Raw genomic sequence first — 20,636 nt, 5'->3', positions numbered from 1 at the left:
AAAGTGAACGAGGTCAGTGGTTGTGCGCGCCCGAAGGCTTGCGCACGGTGGCGTCGGTGTTGCTGCTGTTGCCAGGAGATGGCGCGTTGCGCGGGGCCGGCGGCACGGAGGCGCCGGGCACTTCGCGCGCCACGGTGCCGGCCGGGTGCTTGAACCAGCCCGGGTCCTTGTAGTCCCCGGGCTTCTGGTCGCGGCGCACCTTCAGCAGCGTGAACATGCCTCCCATCTCGGCCGAGCCGAAGGGGCCGGCGCCGGTCATCATGGGCATCGTGTTGTCGGGGATGGGCATCTCCATCTCGCCCATGTCGGCCATGCCCTTGTCGCCCATCACCATGTAGTCAGGCACGAGCTTTCTGATCTTGTCGACCACGCCCTTCTGATCGACGCCGATCATGGTCGGCACCTCGTGGCCCATCGGTCCCATGGTGTGGTGCGCCTTGTGGCAGTGCAGCGACCAGTCGCCTTCCTCGTCGGCGATGAATTCCATCTGCCGCATCTGGCCCACCGCCACGTCCACCGACACCTCGGGCCAGCGTGCGGTGCGCGGCACGGGGCCGCCGTCGGTGCCGGTCACCTCGAACTCGTGGCCGTGGATATGGATCGGGTGGTTGGTCATCGTGAGGTTGCCCACGCGGATGCGCACCCGGTCGCCCTTGCGCACGTTGAGCGTGTCGATGCCGGGGAACACGCGGCTGTTGAAGCTCCAGATGTTGAAGTCGGTCATGGTGTTGACCTTGGGCGTGGCGCTCCCGGGCTCCACGTCGAAGCTGCCGAGCAGGAAGCAGAAATCGCGCTGCACGGGTTCGATGAGAGGATGGCTCTCCTTCGGATGCGTGATCCAGAAGCCCATCATCCCCATCGCCATCTGCACCATCTCGTCGGCATGCGGGTGGTACATGAAGGTGCCGGGGCGGCGCGCGGTGAACTCGTAGACGAAGGTCTTGCCCGGCGGAATGTGGGGCTGCGTGATGCCGCCCACGCCGTCCATGCCGTTGGGCAGGCGCTGGCCGTGCCAGTGCACCGTCGTGTGCTCCGGCAACTTGTTGGTCACGTAGATGCGCACGCGGTCGCCCTCGACCACCTCGATGGTCGGGCCCGGCGACTGGCCGTTGTAGCCCCACATGTTGACCTTGAAGCCGGGCGCCATCTCGCGCACGACGGGTTCGGCGACGAGGTGGAATTCCTTGACGCCGGCGTTCATGCGCCAGGGGAGCGTCCAGCCGTTGAGGGTGACGACGGGGTTGTAGGGGCGGCCGTTCGGCGGGGCGAGCGGTGGCGCGGTGGCAGTGGAGCTTTGCATCACCGGTTCGGGCAGCGCGGCCATCGAGACGCGGCTGGCCGTGGTCGCGGCGACCGCGGTGGCAGCACCTGCGAAGAAATTGCGGCGGTTCATGTCAGTGTCCTCCCGCCGCAGGCGCATCGCCGGCCGTGGCCGTCTGCAGCGCCGTCATGCCGCCGGGCGAACTGCCCGTGAGGGCGAGTTGCAGGTCGGTGTCGGCGAGCCAGAAATCGCGCTGCGCCTCGATGCCCGCGTTCACCACGAGCATGCTCGCGCGGGTTTCGCCGAGCAGCTCCCACACGCTCGCGAGCATGCCGTTGTAGCGCAGCACCATTTCCTCGTTGACCTTCTTGCGCAGCGGCAGCACTTCATCGCGGTAGCGGCGCGCCAATGCATACGACGTGTTCCAGCCTTGCCAAGCCTCGCGTGCCTCGCTCGCGGCGAGCACGCCCACGTCGCGCACGCGTGCGGCCGATTGCATGTACTGCGCTTCGGCGCGGCCCGTGCGGGCCTGGCCCCAGTCGAACAGCGGCAGCGGCAGGTCGAGTTCGAAGCCGCGTTTCGTCGAGCGCGAACGGTCGGCGTCGTTCTCGAACGTGGTGTTGCGCACCGCACCGATCTCCATGGCGTTGATGACGCTGGTGGCGCGTGTGAGGCCGAGCGAATCGGCCACCGCCGTGTTCTGCGCTTGCGCCGAACGCACGTCGAGCCGGTCGCGCAGCGCCAGCGCCTGCACGTCACCGAGTTCGGGCGCGGACTTCGGCAAGGGAGGCAGGCGGTCGGGCAGCGTGTAGCCGATGCGCTCGCCACCCAGGCCGAGCAGCCGCGTGAGTTGCTCGCGCGTGGCAACGGCGGTCTGCTCGGCGCGCGCGAGCTGTGCTGCGGCATCGGCCAGCAGGAGCTGTTCGCGCGTGCGCTGCAACGCGCTCCAGTTGCCGACCTGGGCCATGCGGTGTGCAAGCTCGGCGCCGGCCTCGGCCGCGTCCTTCGCATCGCGCAGGTACACCACGCTCTGCTGCGCCGACACCGCGCGCACCCACGCGCGGCGCGTGTCGGCGGCCAGCAGCAGCACGCTCTGCGCGGCCTGCAGCTTGGCCGCCTCGTGCCGCTGGCCGGCCCAGCGGGCCTGCCACGGCAGCGTGACGAGCCCGATCACGTTGAAGCTCAGCATCCGCTCGAACTCGCGCTCGCGGCCTTGCGCGAGCCGGCTGAACGAAAGCACCGGGTTTGGCAGGCTCGCGGCCTGCACGCGGTCGGCGTCGCTGATCTGCAGCGTGGCAAAGGCGTCCTGCACGCGCGGGCTGTTGACGAGCGCGATACGCACGGCGGACTCGGCATCGAGCGGCTTGGCGAGCAAGGCATCGACGCTCTTCTGCGAGGCCTCGTCAGGCACGCGCTGGGCGGTGGTGCCCGCCATCAGCGGGTTGTTGCCGACCAGTGCCTGCACGTCGGCAGTGCCGCCGTCGGGGGAAAGACTGGCGCAGCCGGCCAGCACCAGGGCGCCGCCGAATGCGGCGGCACGCTTGAACAGCGCGCCGCTACTTCTTCGACAGTGAGGGGGGCCGGCAAGCTGCCGACGGACAAAGGGGTTCACGCTCGATCTCCATGAGCAATACGACCAACGCCGAGAGCCGGAAAAGGCTCACTGCGGACGGACTACGGGCAGGGAGATCAGGAAATGGGCGGCTTCAGGCCCGGAACGGGCTCTGCGCTCGCGAAGCGGGCCGCGTGGGCCGCTGGTGGCGCCTGGGGGGCGCCGTGCACGATGTCGATGAGGGGCGTGCCGCCGAGGGCCACCGTGTGGCAGACCTGGCAGGCGGTGCAGGTGCCGCAGCCCTGGTGGTCGGTGCCGTGGTCGCTGCTGTTGCCGTCGTCATGGTGGTGCGCCATGGTGCTCATGTCGCCGCTGTCGGCTGCTTCCATGGCTTCATGGCAATGCGCATCCACCGCCACCGAGGCCGGGGAGGCCTCTTGTGCGACGAGCGAGGCGGCAGGCAGCGAGTGCCGCACCATCTCCACCGCCATCGCGTCGCCCAGCCAGCCGCGGATGGGCAGCAGGGCGATCATGAGGGCGAGCAGCAGGGTGCGCATGGGCGACGATGATAAACCGGTGCCCTAAGACACCAGCTGGCCACGGGCCTTGTCGATCCACACCTGCAGGTTGTCCAGCAGGTCCTTCTGGCTGAAGGAGCAGCTCTCTTCGCTGAAGAGCGCGCTCGATTCGAGGCGGTCGAGCAGGTTCAGCAAGACCTCGCTGTAGCGCGGCGGCAGGGCGCCGAGCAGTTCGGCGCTGGCGCGGGCATCGTTCGAGAGCGTGGTGACCGATCCGCCACCACCGCCGTTCAGCGCCGCAATGTGCGCGGCGATGGCGTCGAGTTGCTGTGTCGCGCTCATCCCGCAACCTTTCCGGAAGGAGGCGTCGACAGCCCGCGCTCGCGCATCAGGTCGCGCAGCACATCGGGATAGTCCGTGATGATGCCGTCCGCACCCCAATCCATCAGCCGTTGCATGTCGGCGCGCTGGTTCACGGTCCAGGGCAACACCTTCATGCCCAGCTTCTGCGCTTCCTTGATGACGGCCGGTGTGAGGTCGGCGTAGGCCGGCGACCAGATCACCGGCCCCGCGCTCTTGCCCGCGGCGGCCTGGACCAACTGCGGCACCGAGGCGAAGCCGGCCGCATCGAGGCCTGCGGTCCATCGGCTGTCTTTCAGGGTGCGCGGCGTGCTGAGGTAGGCGCGCGGCAATTGCGGCGCGAGCTGGCCGACGAGCGCGAGCGTGCGCCAGTCGAAGCTCTGGATGGTCACGCGGTCGGCCATCTTCGCCTTGTCGATCTCGGCAAGCAGCGCGCGCACCATGGGTTCGGGTGCGGCGGTTTCGTCGGGCTTCGTCGGATCGATCTTGGTCTCGATGTTGAAGTGCACCGTGGCCGCAGCCGCGCCGCGCGCCTGCACCAGCGCGAACAGCGCAGCGAGCGTGGGAATGCGTTCACCGTCGCGCGGTTGCTGCAGCGCGAACTGCTTGCCGTAGTTGCTGCCGGGGTTGAGGCGGCCGACATCGTAGGTCTGCAGCTGCGCCAGCGTGAGCGAGCGCACGGCCGCGCCGCTCTTCGCCGGGAGCCAGTTGCCGCTGGCATCGCGGGTGTGGTCTGGGTTGAGCGCGGTGTCGTGCGAGATCACGACCACGTTGTCGGCGGTCAGGCCGATGTCCAGCTCCAGCGTGTTCACGCCCAGGTCAATCGCATTGGAGAACGCAGCCAGCGTGTTCTCGGGCGCGAGGCCGCGGCCGCCGCGGTGGGCCTGCAGGTCGAAGTGCTGTTTGGCGGTGGGGGCGATGGCGGCACAACCCGCGATCAGCAATGCGGCGACGAGCAGGGGGAATTTCATTTGAGCTGTACCTTGATGCCGTTTTCTTGCACGGTGATGTCACCGATCTCGTAGGTCTTGCGGCCCATGGTGAGTTCGTCGGCGGTGAAGCTGCGCAGCACCTGGCCCTGCAGCAGTTCCTGCGCGACGATCGAGCCGACCTTCTGCAGCCGCTCGGCATCGCGGCCCTCCACGCCCTGCAGTTCGAGGCGTTCGGCCTTCGGATGATCGAGCCGCAGCGTGCGCGTGGCCGCGTCGTAGCGCAGCGCGCTGCTCATCGACACTACGCCTTGCACCGGCGAGGCGGCCAGCAGGGGGCTCGCGATGGTCAGCGTGGCGGTGAGGGCCGCGCGGTTGGTGCCGGCATCCAGGCCCAGTTGCGGATCGCGCAGCCCGACCATGAAGATCTCGGCATAGCGCTCGGCCACCGGAAAGCGCTTGGCGATCATCGTCTGCAGCTCGTCGCGGCTCGCGGTGTATTCGCTCGTGAAGAAGTTGAAACCGGCCAGCGCTGCGAACGGAGCCTGCAGGGCGGCCGTACCGAGCAGGGCCTGCAGCATCCGGCGACGGGAGGTGAGGGACGGAGGGCGGAGGTTCATAGGGGTTCCGAGCTTGCCACAGGCGGATGCGTTCCCGCCAGCGCCGGGGTGGCGCCCATTCCTGTCGGACAGTCAGCCGTCGATGCGCAATTCGTAACGGGCAAAGGACCCGTTTCCCTTCTGGATGACGCTGTGCAGCACGAAACCGAAGCCCTCGTAGAGCGTGCGCAGCGCCTGCCGGTCCGCCACGCAATCGAGGCGCAGGTACGGGCGGCCTAGGCTGCGGGTGCGTTCGCGCGCGAAGGCCAGGAGGGTGGTCGACACGCCCTTGCCGCTCCACGACCTGCGAATGCCCAGCTTGTGCACGAACGCCGAGCTGCCGGGCTCGATCTCGGGCCAGAAGAAGGGGTCTTCCATATCGATTCGCACGACGCCGGCCACGTCGTCGTTCTCGCGTGCAATGAAGTAGCGTCCGGCATCGGTGTCACGCTGGATGCGTTCGATGGCGGTGTCGGCAGCCGACCACAGCGGCCGGCCTCCGGTGGCGAGCCATTGGGCGGCTTCGTTCAGGACGGCGGCAACGGTAGCCGCTTCGGTGGGGAGGGCTTGTTCGATGTGCATCGCGGGCGATCTTAGTCAGGCCTGCGAGACGCGGACCACGTGAAAGCCTTCCGCCTCCGCGGGCGCGACGAAGTGGCGCGTGATCAGGTCGAACTCGGCATCCGTCGTTTCGAAGGGATGTTCGCCGCTTGCATTGCGTGCGCGAAGCCGTGCCTTGCAGATGGCGTCCGGCACATCCAGGAAATGGAGCCGGTGCGCCACGCCCGCCTCCTCGACGATGCCGCGCGCCCAGGCCCGGCTGCTCACCGTGTTGGCGGGAAAGTCGAGCACCACGGACACGCCGGCATTGAGGAGCGCGACGACATGCGCCGCCATGACCCGCTTGAGCCGGGTCGAAGCCCGCACGTAGTCGGGCAGCGCGACGATCTCTCCGGGGTACAGCGCGGCAAGCCACGCATCCTCGCTGATGAGCACCGTGGCCGGTGCCTCTGCCAGGCGCCGGGTGAGCGTCGATTTGCCGGCACCGATCTTGCCGCAGACCATGTGGAGCATGGGGGTCATTGCTTTTCTCCTGTGACTTGGAACAAAACCCCAGGAGGCAAAAAGAAACCCGCCTCGTGGGGCGGGTTGCATGGCGTGAAACTCGTCTGGATCGCGCGCTAACCCACCATCTCTTCGATGGTGCGAATAATCGATGCGTTCCGCAGGGAGGCCATGGGGCGAGGATAGCCGAGGACAGTCGAGGACGAAACCCTCAGTCGTGCAGCGAAGAAAGAAACTGCTTCAACTCCGCCGTCTGCGGATTCCCGAACAGCTCCGCCGGCGGCCCCATCTCATGCACGCGCCCCTGGTGCATGAAGATCACCCGGTCGCTCACCTTGCGCGCGAAGCTCATCTCGTGCGTCACCATCAGGAGCGTCATGCCTTCGTCGGCCAGCGACTCCACCACGCGCAGCACCTCGCCCACCAGCTCGGGGTCGAGCGCCGAGGTGATTTCGTCGCACAGCAGCACGGCCGGCTCCATCGCGAGCGCACGGGCAATTGCCACGCGCTGCTGCTGGCCGCCGGAGAGCTGGTCGGGCATTGCATCGAACTTCTCGGCGAGGCCCACGCGCTCGAGCAGCTTGCGCGCCTGCGATGCGGCTTCCAGCGACGCGCGCTTCTTCACCAGCGTGGGCGCGAGCATCACGTTCTTGCCGACCGTGAGGTGCGGAAACAGGTTGAAGCTCTGGAAGATCATCCCCACGCGCTGGCGCAGCTCGCGCATGGCCATCGCGCTCTCGTGCAGCAGCGGCTTGCTGTCGACGGTGAGCGAGCCTTCCTGGAACACCTCGAGCCCGTTGATGCAGCGCAGCAGCGTGCTCTTGCCCGAGCCGCTCTTGCCGATGATGGCGATCACCTCGCCGCGCTTCACGTCGAGGTCGATGCCCTTCAACACCTCGTTGGTGCCGTAGGACTTGCGCAGCGCCGTGATGCGCACGATGGGCGCGGCGAAGGTCGCGGGTTCGGGTTTGGCTTGGTCAAGCACGGCGGCCATGGGTCTTCCTCTCGAGGTTCTTGGCGTACAGGCTCACGGGGAAGCACAGCACGAAGTAAAGCAGCGCCACGCAGCTGAACACCACGAAGGGCTGGAAGGTGGCGTTCGAAATCATGCTGCCGGCCTTGGTGAGTTCGACAAAGCCGATCACCGAGGCGAGCGCCGTGCCCTTGATCACCTGCACCAGGAAGCCGACCGTCGGCGCGATCGCGATCTTCACGGCCTGCGGCAGGATCACATGGCGCATCTGTTCGCCGAAGCTCAAGGCCAGGCTGCCGGATGCTTCCCACTGGCCCTTCGGAATCGAGGCCACGCAGCCACGCCAGATCTCGGTGAGAAAGGCGCTGGTGTAGAGCGTGAGCGCCACGCTCGCCGCGGTCCAGGCCGACACGTCGATGCCGAACAGCGCGATGCCGAAGTAGGCGAGAAACAGTTGCATCAGCAGCGGCGTGCCCTGGAAGAGCTGCACATAGAGGCCGACCGCCTTGCCCGCAATCTGGCCGCCGCGTAGACGCAGGAACAGCAGCAGCCCGCCCACGATGCCACCGCCGATGAAGGCGATCAGCGAAAGCACGACGGTCCAGCGCAGCGCCATCAGCAGGTTGCGCAGGATGTCCCACAGAGAAAAATCACTCATGACGTCGGGTTCCTGCGTTCAGCGGCCGAAGAAGAACTTCGGCCCTGCCCAGTTGAGCAAGCGCCGCAGCGCGACCGACAGCGCGAGATAAATCAGCGTGGCGATGATGAACGCCTCGAACGCGCGGAAGTTGCGGCTCTGGATCAGGTTGGCCGCGTAGCTCAGTTCCTCGGTCGAGATCTGGCCGCACACCGCCGAGCCCAGCATCACGATGATGATCTGGCTCACCATCGCCGGCCACACCTTCTTGAGCGCAGGCGGCAGTACCACGCGCAGGAACACCTGCGCCTTGCTGAGCGCGAGGCTTACCGCCGCTTCGATCTGCCCCTTGGGCGTGGCCTCGATGCCCGCGCGAATGATCTCGGTCGAATACGCGCCGAGATTCATCACCATCGCGATCACCGACGCCACCTCGGGCGACAGCTTCACACCCGCCGCCGGCAGCCCGAAGAAGATGAAGAACAGCTGCACGATGAAGGGCGTGTTGCGGATCAGCTCCACATAGGTGCCCACGATGGCGCGCAGCCACACGGGGCCGCCGGCGCGCGCCCATGCGCAGAACGTGCCCACGATCATGCCGAGCACGGTGCCGATGGCGGTGAGCCCGATGGTCCACGCCACGCCGCGCAGCAGCAGCGGCCATTCGGCGAGCACCGCGCCAAAGTCAAACTCGATGTTCATGGCCGCGCGATTCGATCAGACCGGAAGATCGCCGGCTGCCTTGCCGAGCCACTTCTTCGACATGGCGTCCAGCGTGCCGTCCTTGCGGGCGGCGGCGATGATTTCGTTGACCTTGGTCTTCAATGCGGTTTCGCCCTTGGCGATGCCGACGAAGCAGGGGCTGTCTTTCAGCAGCAGCTTGAACTCGGCGCTCACCTTCGGGTTCTTGGCGAGCATGTCGCCGGCGACCGCCGCGCTGGTCGCGAGGGTTTGCGTCTGGCCGGCCACGAAGGCCGCGATGGTCGCGTTGTTGTCCTCGAAGCGGCGGTAGTCGACGTTCGGCGGCGCCACCTTGTTCAGTTCCTGGTCTTCCATCGCGCCGCGCGTCACGGCGACGGTCTTGCCGGCCATTTCGGAGAAGTTGGTGAGCTTCATGCTCTTGGCGGCGTACACGGCCTGGAAGAAGGGCGCGTAGGCCGACGAGAAATCGATCACCTTCTCGCGCTCGGGGTTCTTGCCGAGCGTGGAGATCACGAGGTCGGCCTTGCGCGTCTGCAGGTACGGGATGCGGTTGGCGCTGGTCACGGGCACCAGCTCGACCTTCACGCCGAGCTTGGCGGCGATGAGCTCGGCCATTTCGACGTCGAGGCCCTGCGGCTTCATGTTCTTGTCGACCGAGCCGTAGGGCGGGTAGTCGGTCGGCACGGCGATCTTGATGGTCTTGGCCTTGAGCACGTTGTCCAGTGCGTTCTGCGCATGGGCGCCGCCGGCCGAGGCCAGCAGGGCGACGGAAGCGAACGCGAGGGCGAGGTGGCGTTTCGATGCAGAGAAAGTCATAGCAGGGCTCCTAGGTAAGTCGATGAATCGGGGTCGTCGGGGGAAGGCGCGGGCTTGCGGCGCTTGGGTTTCGTCGAAGCCGTGTTCTGCAGCGGCGCCAGCGCATCGCGCAGTTGCGCCAGTGGGTCGGTCGGTGCCTGCACGCGCAGCGCCGACTGCACCGTGCCGATGTGTTCGGCCATCAGCGCCTCGGCGGCGGCGTGGTCGCCGCGCTCGAGCGCCGCGACGATCTGCACGTGGTCTTCGCAGGATTGCACCGCGTCGTGCGTGCTCTGGTAGAGCATGGCGATCAGCGTGGTGCGCGCGGTGAAGTCGCGCAGCGTGTCGGCCAGCAGCGTGTTGCCCAGGCACTCGGCCAGGCACACATGGAAGTCGCCGAGCAGGAAGCTGCGGTTGCCGACGTCGCTCTCTTTCAGTGCGCCCTTTTCACGCTGCAGGTGCGCCTTCAGTTGGCGCAGGGCGGCCTTGTCGAGCTTGCCGGTGGTGGCCGCGCTGCGGATGAGTCCCAGCTCGATCACGCGGCGCGCCTCGAAGGCTTCGCGCGCTTCTTCCTGCGAAGGCTCGATCACGAACCAGCCGCGCCGCGCGCTCACGGTGACGATGCCGCGCGCCGCCAGCCGGGTGAGGGCTTCGCGCACGATGGTGCGGCTGCAGTCGAAGAGCATGGCCAGCTGCTGCTCGCCCAGGCGCGAACCCGGCGCGAGCTTCTGCGCCATCACCGCTTCGACGATGCGTGCACTGATTTCGGATGCGGATGTAGACATTCGCCTGCATACCAGCAGCTTTTGTGCCAACTGGTATGCAAGACGTGTGCACCGAAATGGATCGGTGCCGTGAGCCGGTGGTGCGGCGGGAGCGGACTACTTCTTGGCCAGGGCGCTCGCAGGCAGGGCCAGCAGCATGAGCAGTGCCGACAGCACCAGTGCCCCGCTCAGCACATACAGGCTGGCCGTGAAGCCACCGGTCAGCGTCTTGAGCGCGCCGACCATCATCGGCGCCACCAGCCCTGCGCTGCCGCCGATGGTGCTGATGAGCGCGATGCCCGCGGCCGCGGCGCTCTTGGACATGAAGTTGCCCGGAATCGCCCACAGCACGGTGAACGCGCTCGAGATGCCCATCGCCGCCAGCGCCAGGCACAGCACGGCCGCCAGCGGGCTCTGCATGAAGAGCGTGGTCAGCGCGAGGCCCGCCGCACCCACCAGCGCACCGATGGCGAAGTGCCAGCGCCGTTCCTTCCGGCGGTCGGAGTGCCGCCCGACCACGATGTTGGCCGCGATGCCCGCGACCGCCGGAATGACCGAATAGAAACCGATCTTCAGCACGCTGAGCCCCATCGACTTCAGGATGGTCGGCTGCCAGAACGACAGCGCATACATGCCCAGGATGATCAGGAACGACATGAAGCCGATCAGCCACACCCGGGCGTCGCGCATCGCCGCGCCGAAGGTGTGGCGCTCGGTGGCACCGTGCGCGGCCTGGTCCTCGGCCAGCAGGCGCGCCACGCGCTGCTTTTCCGCGGCCGTGAGCCACGGCGCCTGCGACGGGCTGTTCGAGAGCCAGCGAAACGCGATGACGCCCAGCAGCACGCTCGGCAGTCCTTCGAGCAGGAACAGCCACTGCCAGCCGCGCAGCGCGAGCACGCCGTCGAGGTAGGTCATCGTGAGCCCGGCGATGGGCCCCGCGACGATCGGCGCCGCGCCGAAGGCCATGAAGAAGAGGGCGGTCGCCTGTGCGCGGCGGTGCGATGGAAACCACAGCGTCAGGTAGAACAGCACGCCGGGCGCGAAGCCCGCCTCGAACACGCCGATCAGAAAGCGCAGCACGTAGAACTGCATCGGCGTCGTCGCGAACATCATCGCCGCCGAGGCCAGTCCCCACAGTCCCATGATGCGCAGCAGCGTCGCGCGCACGCCGATCTTCGCGAGCATCAGGTTGCTCGGAATCTCGAACACCGCATAGCCGATGAAGAAGATGCCGGCCCCGAGGCCGAACACCGCGTCGCTGAAGCCCAGCTGGTCCTTCATCTGCAGCTGCGCGTAGCCGACGTTGGTGCGGTCCAGGTAGTTCAGCACGTAACAGGCGCACAGCAGCGGCATCAGCCGCCAGGTGATCTTGCGGAAGAGCGCGGCGTCGCCGTGCGCATCGGCCGTGGCGGGCGTGTGCGCATCGGCGGCGGCGAGGGTGGCTGTGTTCATCGGTGTGTCTCCTTCTTTTTCAGGGGCGGGCCAGCGCGCCGAAGCTCGTCTCGCCCCAGAGGTGACTGGTCGGCGCCCCCGGAAAAAGCCAGTGCGGCGAACATTCGCTGGACGGCACGACGTTGCTGAACCCGTGCGACGACGAGGTGCCCGCGAGCGTCTTCTCCAGCACCATCGACAGGTACTGGTCGTTGCTGCTTTCCTGCGTGTTGCCGTTCAGGATCACCTCCGCGCCCGTCGCCTGCGCATAGCGGCGGATGCCGTTGTGGCGCGACTGCAGGGGCGCCCAGCTGTCGGCTGCGACACCGTTCTCGCTGCTCACGCGCAAGCCGTCGGCGGTGCGATAGACCAGCGAGTGGTTGCCTTCGGTGTGGCCCGGCGTGTGCACCAGCGCGAGGCCGCGGCCAAGCTGGATGCTGCCGTCGAACGGAACGATGCGTTCGGCCGGCACGCCGTCGAGGCCATGCGGGCAGTACCACTCGGCCTGCACCGGCAGCAGCCCCTGCACGTTCGCGAGTTCCTGCCGGTGCACGAGCAGCTTCGCGTTCGGCAGCAGGCCAGGCGCATCCGCGCTGCCGAGCCAGCGGCGCACGTCCTGCGTGTGCAGGTGGTCGTAGGTGATGTAGTCGATCTGTTCGGGCGCCAAGCCGCAGCTCGCCAGCGCCTGCGGCACGGTCTGGTAGACCGGCGCAATGGTCTTGTGCAGGAACTTCGGCGCCTGCTCGCTCAGCCGCTTGAAGTAGGGTGTTTCGTTGCCTGCCTCGAAGTCGGCCGGCGTGAAGAGCAGCGTGCGCAGGCGCCCTTCGAAGTCGTCGTACTGGATCAGCACGGTGCGCGCCAGCAGGTGGACCATGTGCGGCTTGAGCAACTGCTGCGAATAGACGCCGGTGAAGGCGAACCACGCGGGGTACGGAATGCGCAGCAGGTTGAAGCTGCGCGCGAAGCGCACCGGCGGCGCGTCGAGCAATTGCTCGCGCAGTGCTTCAGCGCCATGGCGGATGGCACGCAGGCGGTCTTGCGGCATGGCGGCGCTGCGAGCGCCGTCGAAGTGCGCCAGTTGTGCGAAGCCGGTGGGGGCGGGGTCTCGGATCATGGTCGTCTCCTGGAAATGAGGACTTGTTTTTCGATTCGACGAGCGGTCGCCGATCGGCCGGTGAACGCGCCCTGAAAGGTTCAGTACATGGAGCGCCCACCCGAGATGTCGAACACCGCGCCCGTGCTGAACGAGCAGTCGTCCGAAGCCAGCCACGCGGCCATCGCGGCCACTTCATCGACCTCGACGAAGCGCCCCATCGGCACCCGCGCGAGCAGCGCGGTGCGCAGTTGCTCGCGGTGTTCCGCCGGCACGCCCGCGAACACCGCCGTGTCGGCCGCCGACGGCGTGATGCAGTTCACCAGCACGCCCGACAACGCGAGCTCCTTGCCCAGCGACTTGGTCAGCGCAATCAGCCCCGCCTTGGAGGCCGAGTACGCCGCGTTGAATCCGTTGCCTTCCTTGCCCGCCACCGAGGCGATGTTGACGATGCGCCCGCGTTGCCTTGCCAGCATCAGCGGCACGATGGCGCGGCAGCACAGCCATGCGCCCGTGAGGTTGATGTCGAGCACGTTGCGCCATTGCGCGGGCGTGTGCTCCCACGCGGTGACGGTCGGGCCGAGCACGCCCGCGTTGTTGACGAGGATGTCGATGCCGCCGAAGCATTCCTGCGCCTCCGAGGCCGCGCGTGCGATCTGGTCTTCGTCGCGCACATCGACGAGGGCCGAGGTCGCGGCACCCAGCGGTGCGAGCTGCCGCATCGCGTCGGCCAGCGCCTCTGCTTCCACATCCCACAGCGCCACGCTCGCGCCGTCCGCCATGCAGCGCCGCGCAATGGCCAGGCCGATGCCGCGCGCGCCGCCCGTGATGACGGCGTGGCGGCTTCGAGCGGCCGCGCGGTGGTCATGCGACGGCGGCCTCAACCTTGGGCGTTGCGGCCGGCTGGCCGAGCAGCCCGCTCACCAGCGCGCCGACCATCTCCGGCGGCACGCCCACCAGCAACTGCCGCAGCATCGTCAGGGTGTCGAAGTACACGCGCTCGCAGACCAGCGTGTCGCCCTCGAAGATGAAGAAGGCGTTCATGCGGCAGCGGAAGGCGTTGCCCGTCGGCGGAATCCCCTTGAGCGGGCCGCGGTGCGTGCCCAGCAGCCAGAACTCGACGATCACCGAATCGTCGGCGTGCCGCAGCTGGATGATCTCGTGGCGCTGGTCGGGGAAGGCGCGGCGCGTTTCGGCGTAGTACAGGCGCACGTCGTCGGTGCCGTCGTGCACCTCGCCGCTCGGGATCAGCTCGTAGTGCGGATGCGGGAAGGTGCCGAGCACCGCGTCGAAGTCCTGCCGCGTCTCGTCGGCGAAATGGTCGAGCACGAGGCGCTCGCGGCGGGCTTGAAGTTCGCATCGTTCGGTCTGGGTGTTCATCGGGGGGTGCTCCATGTGACAGGTGACATCGGGTTGCTCCAATTGCGGTGACCCGGGCTCGCTGCGTACTATCGGCACCCCCATGCACCAAGACTGTCCGTTGTTGGCATTCGCCACCCCGGGCAAACCCGCGATGCCACGCACGCCCCCTTCATCCCGCGCCGCCAATGCCCAGGCGACACCGTCGACATCTGCGCCACGACAGGGCAACGACATGCGGCTCGCAGAGGACGTGCAGCAGCGCCTGCTCGCGGTGGCGCATCGGCGCACGCTGGCGCGTGGCGAGTCGCTGTTCCACAAGGGCTCGTCGCCCGATGCGCTGTTCGGCGTGGTGAGCGGATCGCTGCGCGTGAGCGTGGTCGCGCCGGGCGGGCGCGAGGCGGTGATCGCGATGCTCGAACCGGGGCACTGGTTCGGCGAGGTGTCGCTGCTGGTGGGGCGCGAGCGCGTCTACGACACCTTCGCGGTCGACGTCACCGAAATGGCCGTGGTGGCCGCGGCGGACTTCCACCGGCTGATCGCCGACCATCCCGATGTGCACATGGCCTTCACGCGGCTGGTGTGCCTGCGGCTGCGGCAGGCGCTCGCGTGGATCGACGACGTGATCCTGATGCCGCTGCCCGTGCGGCTCGCGCACCGGCTGCTGACGCTGGATGCGCGCGCCGCCGAGCCGGGCGACGAGCGCGGCAGCACGACGCTCGGCGTGTCGCAGGAAGACCTGTCGTTCATGCTCGGCGTGTCGCGCCAGAGCGTGAACCGGCAGCTGAAGCTCTGGGAGGAAGACGGCACGCTGCGCGTGCGCTACCGCAGCATCGAACTGCTGAGCCGCGAGCAACTCGAGCGGCACGCGGCCACGCCGCCCTGAGCGCCGCCGGGGCTCAATCCATCCGCGCGCCCGAGGCCTTCACCGCCTTGTCCAAACGCGGCGTTTCCGTCGCGAGGAAGCGTGCGAAGTCCTCGCTGCCCAGGTAGGCCGGGTCCGCGCCCTGGCTCACCATGCGCTCGCGCACCTCGGGGCTGGTCAGCACCTGCCTGAACGCGTCGCTGAGTTTGGCGACCACGTCCTTGGGCGTGTCCTTCGGCGCGAGGAAGCCGTAGAAGCCCACCACCTCGAATCCCTTGACGCCCGACTCGATGACGGTCGGCACGTCGGGCAGCGCGGGGTTGCGCTCGCGGCTGGTCACGGCCAGCGCGCGCACCTTGCCCTGCTTGTGATAGTTGGCGGCCTGCGGAATCGACTCGGCCATGAACTGCACCTGCCCGCCCATCAGGTCGGTGAAGGCCGGCGCGCTGCCGCGGTAGGGGATGTGGACCATGAAGATGCCGGTCGCGGTCTTGAACATCTCGGGCACGAGGTGGCTGATGCCGCCGTTGCCGGCCGAGCCGTAGTTGACCTGGCCCGGCCGCGCCTTGGCGTAGTCGATGAATTGCTTCAGGTTCTGCACCGGCAGCTTGGGCGTGACCAGCAGGGCCAGCGGCTGCATGGCGGTGCGCGCGATTGGCACGAAGTCGCGCTGCGTGTTGTAGGGCAGCTTGCTGTAGAGCGCGCCGTTGATCACGGCCACGCCGGTGTTGGCCAGCATCAGCGTGTAGCCGTCGGCCGGGCTCTTGGCGACTGCGTCCGCGCCGACCGAGCCACCCGCACCGGGCTTGTAGTCGACGATCAGCGGCTGGCCGAGCACGGCCTGCAGCTTGTCGGTGAGCAGGCGCGCATGCTGGTCGAGCGGGCCGCCGGCCGGGAAGCCGATGACGACCTTGATCGGCTTGTCGGGGTAGGCGGCCATCGCCGCCGTGGTGCCGAGCGTGCCGAGGGCGAAAGAAAGGGCCGCCAGTGCGGTCCGGGTGGGCTTGTTCATGATCCGTCTCCTTTTTGTGGAGACGATCATAAGCAGCGCCTTCAGCTCGCCAGCGTGGCCTTCAGCGTGATCTCGGGCACGCTCGCGAGCGCCTTCGACAGCGGGCAGCCGGCCTTGGCGGCGGCGGCGATTTCCTGGAACTTCGCTTCGTCGAGGTTGGGCACGGCCGCGTCCAGTTCGAGCTGGATGCGGTCGATCTTGAAGCCGGCGCCGTCCTTGGCCAGCCGTACGGCCGCCTTGGTGTCGATGCGCGTCGCGGCCAGGCCCGCCGCTTCCAGCGCGAAGGCAAAGGCCATCGTGAAGCAGGCCGCATGGGCCGCACCGACGATCTCCTCGGGGTTGGTGCCGCGCTTGTCGTCCTCGAAGCGGCTCGCGAAGCCGTAGGGGTAGTCCTTGAGGGCGCCGGTCTCGGTGCTGATCTGGCCCTTGCCGGTCTTGCCGGCGCCTTCCCAGTGAACGCTTGCGTGCTTGTCTGCTGCCATGGAGATTCCTTCGGTGGTGGATGGGTGAATGGGTTGCTTGGAGACAGAACCGCAGGTATCGCTCCGAAAGCCGCGCCTGTCTGTAGTCGCAGGCCGCATGGCGCATCCCCCATCGGGCATGGCGACGCGATGTCAGCCGCCGTGCACGCCGGCAGTGCTGCGCTTGAGCTGTCCCCGCACCTCGCCCGCCGGCCAGGCGCTGGTCGACACGCTGACGTACCAGAGGCCGGCCATGAGGTCGGCCACCTGTGCCTGCGTGAGCGTGCTGGTGCCGGTGAGTTCGTAGCCGGCGTCGGGGCCCGTGCCGTGCTGCACGCCTTGGCTCTGCGGCGGCAGCTCGATCACCAACGGGCCGTTGCGGCCCCTGGCGGCAGGGCCGTAGAAGCCTGCGAGCGTGGCCGGCCCGCTCAGGCGCGCGTAATTCACGCGCCATTTGAAGATGCCGGTGGCCAGCGTCAGTGTTCCGAACATGGAGCCGCCGGCCTTGCCGGCGTGGCGCGGCACCACGTCCTCGGTGCCGAGCCAGCAGTCGATCGGCACCCACTCCGGCGGGGTGTGCGGCAATGTCGTCGGGCTGTCCTGGGGGCCGAACCTGGAGACGAGGGCGCAGCCCGAGGCGGACAGCGCGGCGCCCAGGAGCAGGGCGCGTCGCCAGCGTGTTTTTCTTGCGAGTTCGAGCATGCGAGGCGGGACCGGTCTGCGGGCCCACGGCCCGGGGCTGCACGATAGCCGATGCCGGCGCGTACGAAAAAAGGGCGTCGCCAATGTGACGCCCCCGGGGGCTTCCCCGATGGGAGCCGCGGCCGGGGCGGCTTAGGCTGGCGTGCCTTTGCCCTTCCTGCCCCGCATTTTTTCTCCCGCCTGTTCTCACCATGCAACAACGCCCGCATTACAAGTTCTGGCCCAAACGCCTGCCGCATTCGCTCACCGTTCCCGCCACGTCGCTGTGGCACAACCTCGCGACCTCCGCCGCCCGCTACCCCGACAAGGCCGCCCTCGTGTTCTTCGGCCGCGTGATGAGCTACCGCGAGCTGGCCGAGCAGGTCGAGCGGCTGGCCGGCACGCTGCATGCGCTGGGCGTGCAGCGCGGCGACCGCGTGATCCTGAACATGCAGAACTGCCCGCAGCTCGTGGTGGCGCACTTCGCGATCCTGCGGGCCAATGCAGTGGTGGTGCCGGTCAATCCGATGAACCGGGCCGAGGAGCTCAAGCACTACATCGTCGACCCCGACGCCAAGGTGGCGCTCACCACCGGCGACCTCGCCGCCGAACTGGCCAAGGCCAGCGATGCGCTGCCGGCCGAGCAGCGGCTCGCGCACATCATCGTCACCCAGTTCACCGACGCCTTCGATGCCGACGTCACCGGCGACGACGCGCCCGCTCCCGCATGGACCGCCTGGCTCGGCACCCGCCACCCGCTGCCCGCGCTTGTCGGCGGCGAGGTGATGGCGTGGACCGATGCGCTCGAAGCCGGCCGCCCAGCCCCCGCGCATGTGGTGGGCGCCAACGACATGGCGCTGCTGCCCTACACCAGCGGCACCACCGGCCTGCCCAAGGGCTGCGTGCATCACCATTCGAGCCTGATGCACAACGCGGTGTCGGGCCAGCTCTGGGGCCATGCGACATCGGAAGCGGTGGTGCTGGCCGTGGTGCCCATGTTCCACATCACCGGCGTGGTGAGCATGATGCACACCTCGATCCTCGCGGCGGCCACGCTGGTCATCATGCCGCGCTGGGACCGCGACGTGGCCGGCCGGCTCATCTCGCGCTGGAAGGTGACGAGCTGGACCAACATCCCGACCATGGTCATCGACCTCATGGCCAGCCCCAACTTCGCGAGCTACGACCTCTCGAGCATCACCCACATCGGCGGCGGCGGCGCCGCGATGCCGCAGGCGGTGGCGCAGCGGCTGTTCGAGCAGTACGGCCTGAAGTACCAGGAAGGCTACGGCCTCACCGAGACGGCCGCGCCTTCGCACACCAACCCGTCGGAAAACCCCAAGCAGCAGTGCCTGGGCATTCCGTTCATGAGCACCGATGCGCGCGTGGTCGACCCCGACACGCTGGTGGAAATGCCCATCGGCGAATCGGGCGAGATCATCATCCACGGCCCCGAGGTGTTCCAGGGCTACTGGAAGCGCCCCGACGCGACGAAGGCCGCCTTCGTCGAGTTCGAGGGCAAGCGCTTCTTCCGCTCGGGCGACATGGGCCGCATGGACGAGGACGGCTACTTCTTCATGACCGATCGGCTCAAACGCATGATCAATGCGAGCGGCTTCAAGGTGTGGCCCGCCGAAGTCGAACTGCTGATGTTCCGCCACCCCGCGATCCAGGAGGCCTGCGTCATCTCGACCAAGGACGACTACCGCGGCGAATCGGTCAAGGCGGTGGTGGTGCTGCGCGCCACGCACAAGGACACGACCGAGCAGCAGATCATCGACTGGTGCCGCGAGAACATGGCGGTCTACAAGATCCCGCGCAAGGTGCAGTTCGTGGAGACGTTGCCCAAGAGCGGCAGCGGCAAGGTGATGTGGCGGTTGCTGCAGGAAGCCGAGCAGCCGGCGGCCTGAACGCGTGCAGGCGAGGCGGGCAGGGCCCGGGTGCGGCCTTTTTGCTTAAAATGAGAATAGTTCTTATTTGTAAGCGGAGCTTCCTCCGCCGTGCCGCCCGCCATGTCCGCTGCCGAAGCCGCCTTCCAGCAAGTCCACACCCTCTACAGCGACCACCACGGCTGGCTCCAGTCGTGGCTGCGCAAGAAGCTCGGCAACTCGTGTGACGCGGCCGACCTGGCGCAGGACACCTTCGCGCGGCTGCTGACGGCACGCAACCCGGAGGTCATTGCGCAGCCGCGCGCCTACCTCACGAGCGTGGCCAAGAACATCCTCGTGAACTGGTACCAGCGCCAGGCGCTGGAGCGTGCCTACCTCGAGGCGCTGGCCGTGATGCCCGAACCCGAGGCGCCGTCGCCCGAGCAGCGGCTGGTGATCCTGCAGACGCTGCACGAGATCGACGCCATGCTCGACGCCCTCAAGCCGCTCGCGCGCCGGGCCTTCCTGCTGTCGCAGCTCGACGGCATGAAGTACGAGGACATCGCGCGCGAGCTGGGCGTGTCGCTCGTCACGGTCAAGCGGTACATGCAGCAGGGCTTCCGCGGGTGCCTGGCGGTCATGGAATGAGCGCGCTCAAGTTCGAAACATCGGCGCTCGCCCCGCGCGTGCTCGACGAGGCCGCCGAATGGCTGATGCGGCTGCACGACAGCGCCGTCACCGACGAAGACCGCCGCGCCTGCGAGCGCTGGCGCCAGAGCCATCCCGATCACGCCCGTGCCTGGGCGCGCGCCGAGTTGCTGATGAACAAGCTCGGCGGCCTGCCGCCCGCGCTGGCGATGTCTTCGCTCGCGCGGCCCGCGCGCGGGAATGGGAACAACCGCCGCGCCACCCTCGGCCGGTTGGCCGCGCTGCTCGCGGTCGTGCCCGCCGGCTGGCTCGGCTGGCAGGCGGTCGAGATGGCGGGCGAGCGCGGCTGGATGGCCGGGCACCGCACCGGCACCGGCGAGCGCCGCGAACTGCGGCTGGCCGACGGCAGCCGCCTCACGCTCGACACCGCCAGCGCGGTCGATGTGCACTTCGACGGCATGCAGCGTCTCGTCGTGCTGCATGCGGGCGAGATCTTCATCGCCACCGCGCCCGACCCCGCCGGCGTGCACCGCCCGTTCCGCGTGGCCAGCGCCGGCGGCACGCTGGAGGCGCTGGGCACGCGCTTTGGCGTGCGCAAGGAAGCGGGCGGCGCGACCCGCATCGCCGTGCTCGAAGGCGCGGTGTGCATCACGCCCGACCGCGCCGCCGCGCGCGTGCTGCCGGCGGGGCAGCAGGCCCGCTTCACGGCCGACGGCATCGAAGACGTCAGCCCGGCGGACGCCTCCGTGCTGGCCTGGACGCAGGGCATGCTGCTCGCCGACGGCATGCGGCTGGCCGACTTTGCCGCCGAGCTGTCGCGCTACCGCCCCGGCGTGCTGCATTGCGACGCGGCCGTGGCCGACCTGCGCATCTCGGGCGCCTTTCCGCTGGCCGACACCGACGGCGTGCTGCGCATGCTGGTGTCGACCTATCCGGTGGACGCGGCGACGCGCCTGCGCGGCTACTGGGTCACGCTCGTGCCGCGTGCGGCAGCAGCACCAGAAGAAGCGACAGGCGCTTCGAAAAATATTTCGGTCCGGGGGTGAGACTTTTTTTCGTTTCG

The 20,636-nt window shown here is 68.2% G+C and carries 24 protein-coding genes; 4 read left to right on the top strand and 20 right to left on the bottom strand.

What is annotated here, in order from left to right:
• Nucleotides 1-13 precede the first annotated feature (13 nt).
• From GNX71_RS23075 to GNX71_RS22995, 17 genes are all read right to left on the bottom strand, one after another.
• Nucleotides 14-1,393 carry a copper oxidase gene (locus GNX71_RS23075; RefSeq protein ID WP_206174577.1) on the bottom strand — a complete coding sequence of 460 codons (1,380 nt, stop codon included), beginning with the start codon at nucleotides 1,391-1,393 and terminating at the stop codon, nucleotides 14-16.
• A 1-nt stretch (nucleotide 1,394) separates the two neighbouring features.
• Nucleotides 1,395-2,873: a TolC family protein gene (locus GNX71_RS23070; RefSeq protein ID WP_206174576.1), complete on the bottom strand. Its 1,479-nt coding sequence runs from the start codon at nucleotides 2,871-2,873 to the stop codon at nucleotides 1,395-1,397.
• Nucleotides 2,874-2,950: 77 nt separating this feature from the next.
• Nucleotides 2,951-3,370 (bottom strand): hypothetical protein, encoded by a 420-nt coding sequence (locus GNX71_RS23065; protein ID WP_206174575.1) that lies wholly within the window; start codon nucleotides 3,368-3,370, stop codon nucleotides 2,951-2,953.
• Between the two features lie 24 nt (nucleotides 3,371-3,394).
• Nucleotides 3,395-3,673, bottom strand: coding sequence for a hypothetical protein (locus GNX71_RS23060; RefSeq protein WP_206174574.1), 279 nt, complete (start codon nucleotides 3,671-3,673; stop codon nucleotides 3,395-3,397).
• Nucleotides 3,670-4,662 (bottom strand): glycerophosphodiester phosphodiesterase, encoded by a 993-nt coding sequence (locus GNX71_RS23055; RefSeq protein WP_206174573.1) that lies wholly within the window; start codon nucleotides 4,660-4,662, stop codon nucleotides 3,670-3,672. Before GNX71_RS23055 ends, GNX71_RS23060 begins: the two co-directional genes overlap by 4 nt.
• A complete protein-coding gene (locus tag GNX71_RS23050) occupies nucleotides 4,659-5,240 on the bottom strand; it encodes a DUF1439 domain-containing protein (RefSeq protein ID WP_206174572.1) in 582 nt (193 codons plus the stop codon). The genes GNX71_RS23055 and GNX71_RS23050 overlap by 4 nt, the downstream gene beginning before the upstream one ends.
• Before the next feature lie 72 nt (nucleotides 5,241-5,312).
• On the bottom strand, nucleotides 5,313-5,801 hold the full coding sequence (locus tag GNX71_RS23045; protein ID WP_206174571.1) for a GNAT family N-acetyltransferase: 489 nt from the start codon (nucleotides 5,799-5,801) through the stop codon (nucleotides 5,313-5,315).
• Nucleotides 5,802-5,816: 15 nt separating this feature from the next.
• Nucleotides 5,817-6,302 (bottom strand): ATP-binding protein, encoded by a 486-nt coding sequence (locus tag GNX71_RS23040; RefSeq protein ID WP_206174570.1) that lies wholly within the window; start codon nucleotides 6,300-6,302, stop codon nucleotides 5,817-5,819.
• Between the two features lie 193 nt (nucleotides 6,303-6,495).
• Nucleotides 6,496-7,278: an amino acid ABC transporter ATP-binding protein gene (locus GNX71_RS23035; RefSeq protein WP_241027025.1), complete on the bottom strand. Its 783-nt coding sequence runs from the start codon at nucleotides 7,276-7,278 to the stop codon at nucleotides 6,496-6,498.
• Nucleotides 7,262-7,915, bottom strand: coding sequence for an amino acid ABC transporter permease (locus GNX71_RS23030; RefSeq protein WP_206174569.1), 654 nt, complete (start codon nucleotides 7,913-7,915; stop codon nucleotides 7,262-7,264). The genes GNX71_RS23035 and GNX71_RS23030 overlap by 17 nt, the downstream gene beginning before the upstream one ends.
• 18 nt (nucleotides 7,916-7,933) lie before the next feature.
• Nucleotides 7,934-8,596 (bottom strand): amino acid ABC transporter permease, encoded by a 663-nt coding sequence (locus tag GNX71_RS23025; RefSeq protein ID WP_206174568.1) that lies wholly within the window; start codon nucleotides 8,594-8,596, stop codon nucleotides 7,934-7,936.
• A gap of 15 nt (nucleotides 8,597-8,611) precedes the next feature.
• Nucleotides 8,612-9,412 (bottom strand): transporter substrate-binding domain-containing protein, encoded by an 801-nt coding sequence (locus GNX71_RS23020; protein WP_206174567.1) that lies wholly within the window; start codon nucleotides 9,410-9,412, stop codon nucleotides 8,612-8,614.
• A complete protein-coding gene (locus GNX71_RS23015) occupies nucleotides 9,409-10,176 on the bottom strand; it encodes a GntR family transcriptional regulator (RefSeq protein WP_206174566.1) in 768 nt (255 codons plus the stop codon). Before GNX71_RS23015 ends, GNX71_RS23020 begins: the two co-directional genes overlap by 4 nt.
• A gap of 96 nt (nucleotides 10,177-10,272) precedes the next feature.
• Complete coding sequence (locus tag GNX71_RS23010; protein WP_206174565.1) at nucleotides 10,273-11,607, bottom strand: MFS transporter; 1,335 nt, start codon at nucleotides 11,605-11,607, stop codon at nucleotides 10,273-10,275.
• Nucleotides 11,608-11,626: 19 nt separating this feature from the next.
• Nucleotides 11,627-12,700 (bottom strand): hypothetical protein, encoded by a 1,074-nt coding sequence (locus GNX71_RS23005; protein ID WP_206174564.1) that lies wholly within the window; start codon nucleotides 12,698-12,700, stop codon nucleotides 11,627-11,629.
• A gap of 80 nt (nucleotides 12,701-12,780) precedes the next feature.
• Entirely contained in the window at nucleotides 12,781-13,563 is a 783-nt protein-coding gene (locus GNX71_RS23000) for an SDR family NAD(P)-dependent oxidoreductase (RefSeq protein WP_206174563.1), read from the bottom strand.
• A complete protein-coding gene (locus GNX71_RS22995) occupies nucleotides 13,544-14,059 on the bottom strand; it encodes an ester cyclase (protein ID WP_206174562.1) in 516 nt (171 codons plus the stop codon). Before GNX71_RS22995 ends, GNX71_RS23000 begins: the two co-directional genes overlap by 20 nt.
• Nucleotides 14,060-14,273: 214 nt before the next feature.
• Here GNX71_RS22995 and GNX71_RS22990 point away from each other — a divergent pair, with 214 nt between their 5' ends.
• A complete protein-coding gene (locus GNX71_RS22990; RefSeq protein WP_241027024.1) occupies nucleotides 14,274-14,924 on the top strand; it encodes a Crp/Fnr family transcriptional regulator in 651 nt (216 codons plus the stop codon).
• Nucleotides 14,925-14,937: 13 nt separating this feature from the next.
• On the opposite strand, the gene GNX71_RS22985 is transcribed toward GNX71_RS22990, so the two are convergent.
• The 3 genes from GNX71_RS22985 to GNX71_RS22975 form a co-directional block, all read right to left on the bottom strand.
• A complete protein-coding gene (locus tag GNX71_RS22985; protein WP_241027343.1) occupies nucleotides 14,938-15,843 on the bottom strand; it encodes a tripartite tricarboxylate transporter substrate binding protein in 906 nt (301 codons plus the stop codon).
• A gap of 113 nt (nucleotides 15,844-15,956) precedes the next feature.
• Nucleotides 15,957-16,397, bottom strand: coding sequence for an OsmC family protein (locus tag GNX71_RS22980; protein ID WP_206174559.1), 441 nt, complete (start codon nucleotides 16,395-16,397; stop codon nucleotides 15,957-15,959).
• 132 nt (nucleotides 16,398-16,529) lie between these two features.
• Nucleotides 16,530-17,078 (bottom strand): CHRD domain-containing protein, encoded by a 549-nt coding sequence (locus GNX71_RS22975; protein WP_206174558.1) that lies wholly within the window; start codon nucleotides 17,076-17,078, stop codon nucleotides 16,530-16,532.
• 191 nt (nucleotides 17,079-17,269) lie between these two features.
• On the opposite strand from GNX71_RS22975, the gene GNX71_RS22970 reads away from it, so the two are divergent.
• The 3 genes from GNX71_RS22970 (at nucleotide 17,270) to GNX71_RS22960 (ending at nucleotide 20,619) form a co-directional block, all read left to right on the top strand.
• A complete protein-coding gene (locus GNX71_RS22970; protein WP_206174557.1) occupies nucleotides 17,270-18,967 on the top strand; it encodes a long-chain fatty acid--CoA ligase in 1,698 nt (565 codons plus the stop codon).
• Nucleotides 18,968-19,069: 102 nt separating this feature from the next.
• Nucleotides 19,070-19,573 (top strand): sigma-70 family RNA polymerase sigma factor, encoded by a 504-nt coding sequence (locus GNX71_RS22965; RefSeq protein WP_101489504.1) that lies wholly within the window; start codon nucleotides 19,070-19,072, stop codon nucleotides 19,571-19,573.
• A complete protein-coding gene (locus GNX71_RS22960) occupies nucleotides 19,570-20,619 on the top strand; it encodes a FecR domain-containing protein (RefSeq protein ID WP_206174556.1) in 1,050 nt (349 codons plus the stop codon). Before GNX71_RS22965 ends, GNX71_RS22960 begins: the two co-directional genes overlap by 4 nt.
• The last annotated feature ends 17 nt before the right edge of the window (nucleotides 20,620-20,636 follow it).

The organism is Variovorax sp. RKNM96, from assembly GCF_017161115.1.
Lineage (GTDB): Bacteria > Pseudomonadota > Gammaproteobacteria > Burkholderiales > Burkholderiaceae_C > Variovorax.
The sequence above is the reverse complement of the archived record's forward strand: the minus strand, read 5'-3'. Positions and strand labels throughout refer to the sequence as shown.

Coding starts and splice junctions, on each gene's coding strand:
- GNX71_RS23045 (WP_206174571.1), bottom strand. CDS start 5,801: ATGCACATCGAACAAGCCCTCCCCACCGAAGCGGCTACCGTTGCCGCC.
- GNX71_RS22975 (WP_206174558.1), bottom strand. CDS start 17,078: ATGCTCGAACTCGCAAGAAAAACACGCTGGCGACGCGCCCTGCTCCTG.
- GNX71_RS22995 (WP_206174562.1), bottom strand. CDS start 14,059: ATGAACACCCAGACCGAACGATGCGAACTTCAAGCCCGCCGCGAGCGC.
- GNX71_RS23040 (WP_206174570.1), bottom strand. CDS start 6,302: ATGACCCCCATGCTCCACATGGTCTGCGGCAAGATCGGTGCCGGCAAA.
- GNX71_RS23065 (WP_206174575.1), bottom strand. CDS start 3,370: ATGCGCACCCTGCTGCTCGCCCTCATGATCGCCCTGCTGCCCATCCGC.
- GNX71_RS23075 (WP_206174577.1), bottom strand. CDS start 1,393: ATGAACCGCCGCAATTTCTTCGCAGGTGCTGCCACCGCGGTCGCCGCG.
- GNX71_RS22980 (WP_206174559.1), bottom strand. CDS start 16,397: ATGGCAGCAGACAAGCACGCAAGCGTTCACTGGGAAGGCGCCGGCAAG.
- GNX71_RS23060 (WP_206174574.1), bottom strand. CDS start 3,673: ATGAGCGCGACACAGCAACTCGACGCCATCGCCGCGCACATTGCGGCG.
- GNX71_RS23010 (WP_206174565.1), bottom strand. CDS start 11,607: ATGAACACAGCCACCCTCGCCGCCGCCGATGCGCACACGCCCGCCACG.
- GNX71_RS22960 (WP_206174556.1), top strand. CDS start 19,570: ATGAGCGCGCTCAAGTTCGAAACATCGGCGCTCGCCCCGCGCGTGCTC.
- GNX71_RS23030 (WP_206174569.1), bottom strand. CDS start 7,915: ATGAGTGATTTTTCTCTGTGGGACATCCTGCGCAACCTGCTGATGGCG.
- GNX71_RS22965 (WP_101489504.1), top strand. CDS start 19,070: ATGTCCGCTGCCGAAGCCGCCTTCCAGCAAGTCCACACCCTCTACAGC.
- GNX71_RS22970 (WP_206174557.1), top strand. CDS start 17,270: ATGCAACAACGCCCGCATTACAAGTTCTGGCCCAAACGCCTGCCGCAT.
- GNX71_RS23005 (WP_206174564.1), bottom strand. CDS start 12,700: ATGATCCGAGACCCCGCCCCCACCGGCTTCGCACAACTGGCGCACTTC.
- GNX71_RS23055 (WP_206174573.1), bottom strand. CDS start 4,662: ATGAAATTCCCCCTGCTCGTCGCCGCATTGCTGATCGCGGGTTGTGCC.
- GNX71_RS22990 (WP_241027024.1), top strand. CDS start 14,274: ATGCGGCTCGCAGAGGACGTGCAGCAGCGCCTGCTCGCGGTGGCGCAT.
- GNX71_RS23050 (WP_206174572.1), bottom strand. CDS start 5,240: ATGAACCTCCGCCCTCCGTCCCTCACCTCCCGTCGCCGGATGCTGCAG.
- GNX71_RS23025 (WP_206174568.1), bottom strand. CDS start 8,596: ATGAACATCGAGTTTGACTTTGGCGCGGTGCTCGCCGAATGGCCGCTG.
- GNX71_RS23035 (WP_241027025.1), bottom strand. CDS start 7,278: ATGGCCGCCGTGCTTGACCAAGCCAAACCCGAACCCGCGACCTTCGCC.
- GNX71_RS23020 (WP_206174567.1), bottom strand. CDS start 9,412: ATGACTTTCTCTGCATCGAAACGCCACCTCGCCCTCGCGTTCGCTTCC.
- GNX71_RS22985 (WP_241027343.1), bottom strand. CDS start 15,843: ATGGCCGCCTACCCCGACAAGCCGATCAAGGTCGTCATCGGCTTCCCG.
- GNX71_RS23015 (WP_206174566.1), bottom strand. CDS start 10,176: ATGTCTACATCCGCATCCGAAATCAGTGCACGCATCGTCGAAGCGGTG.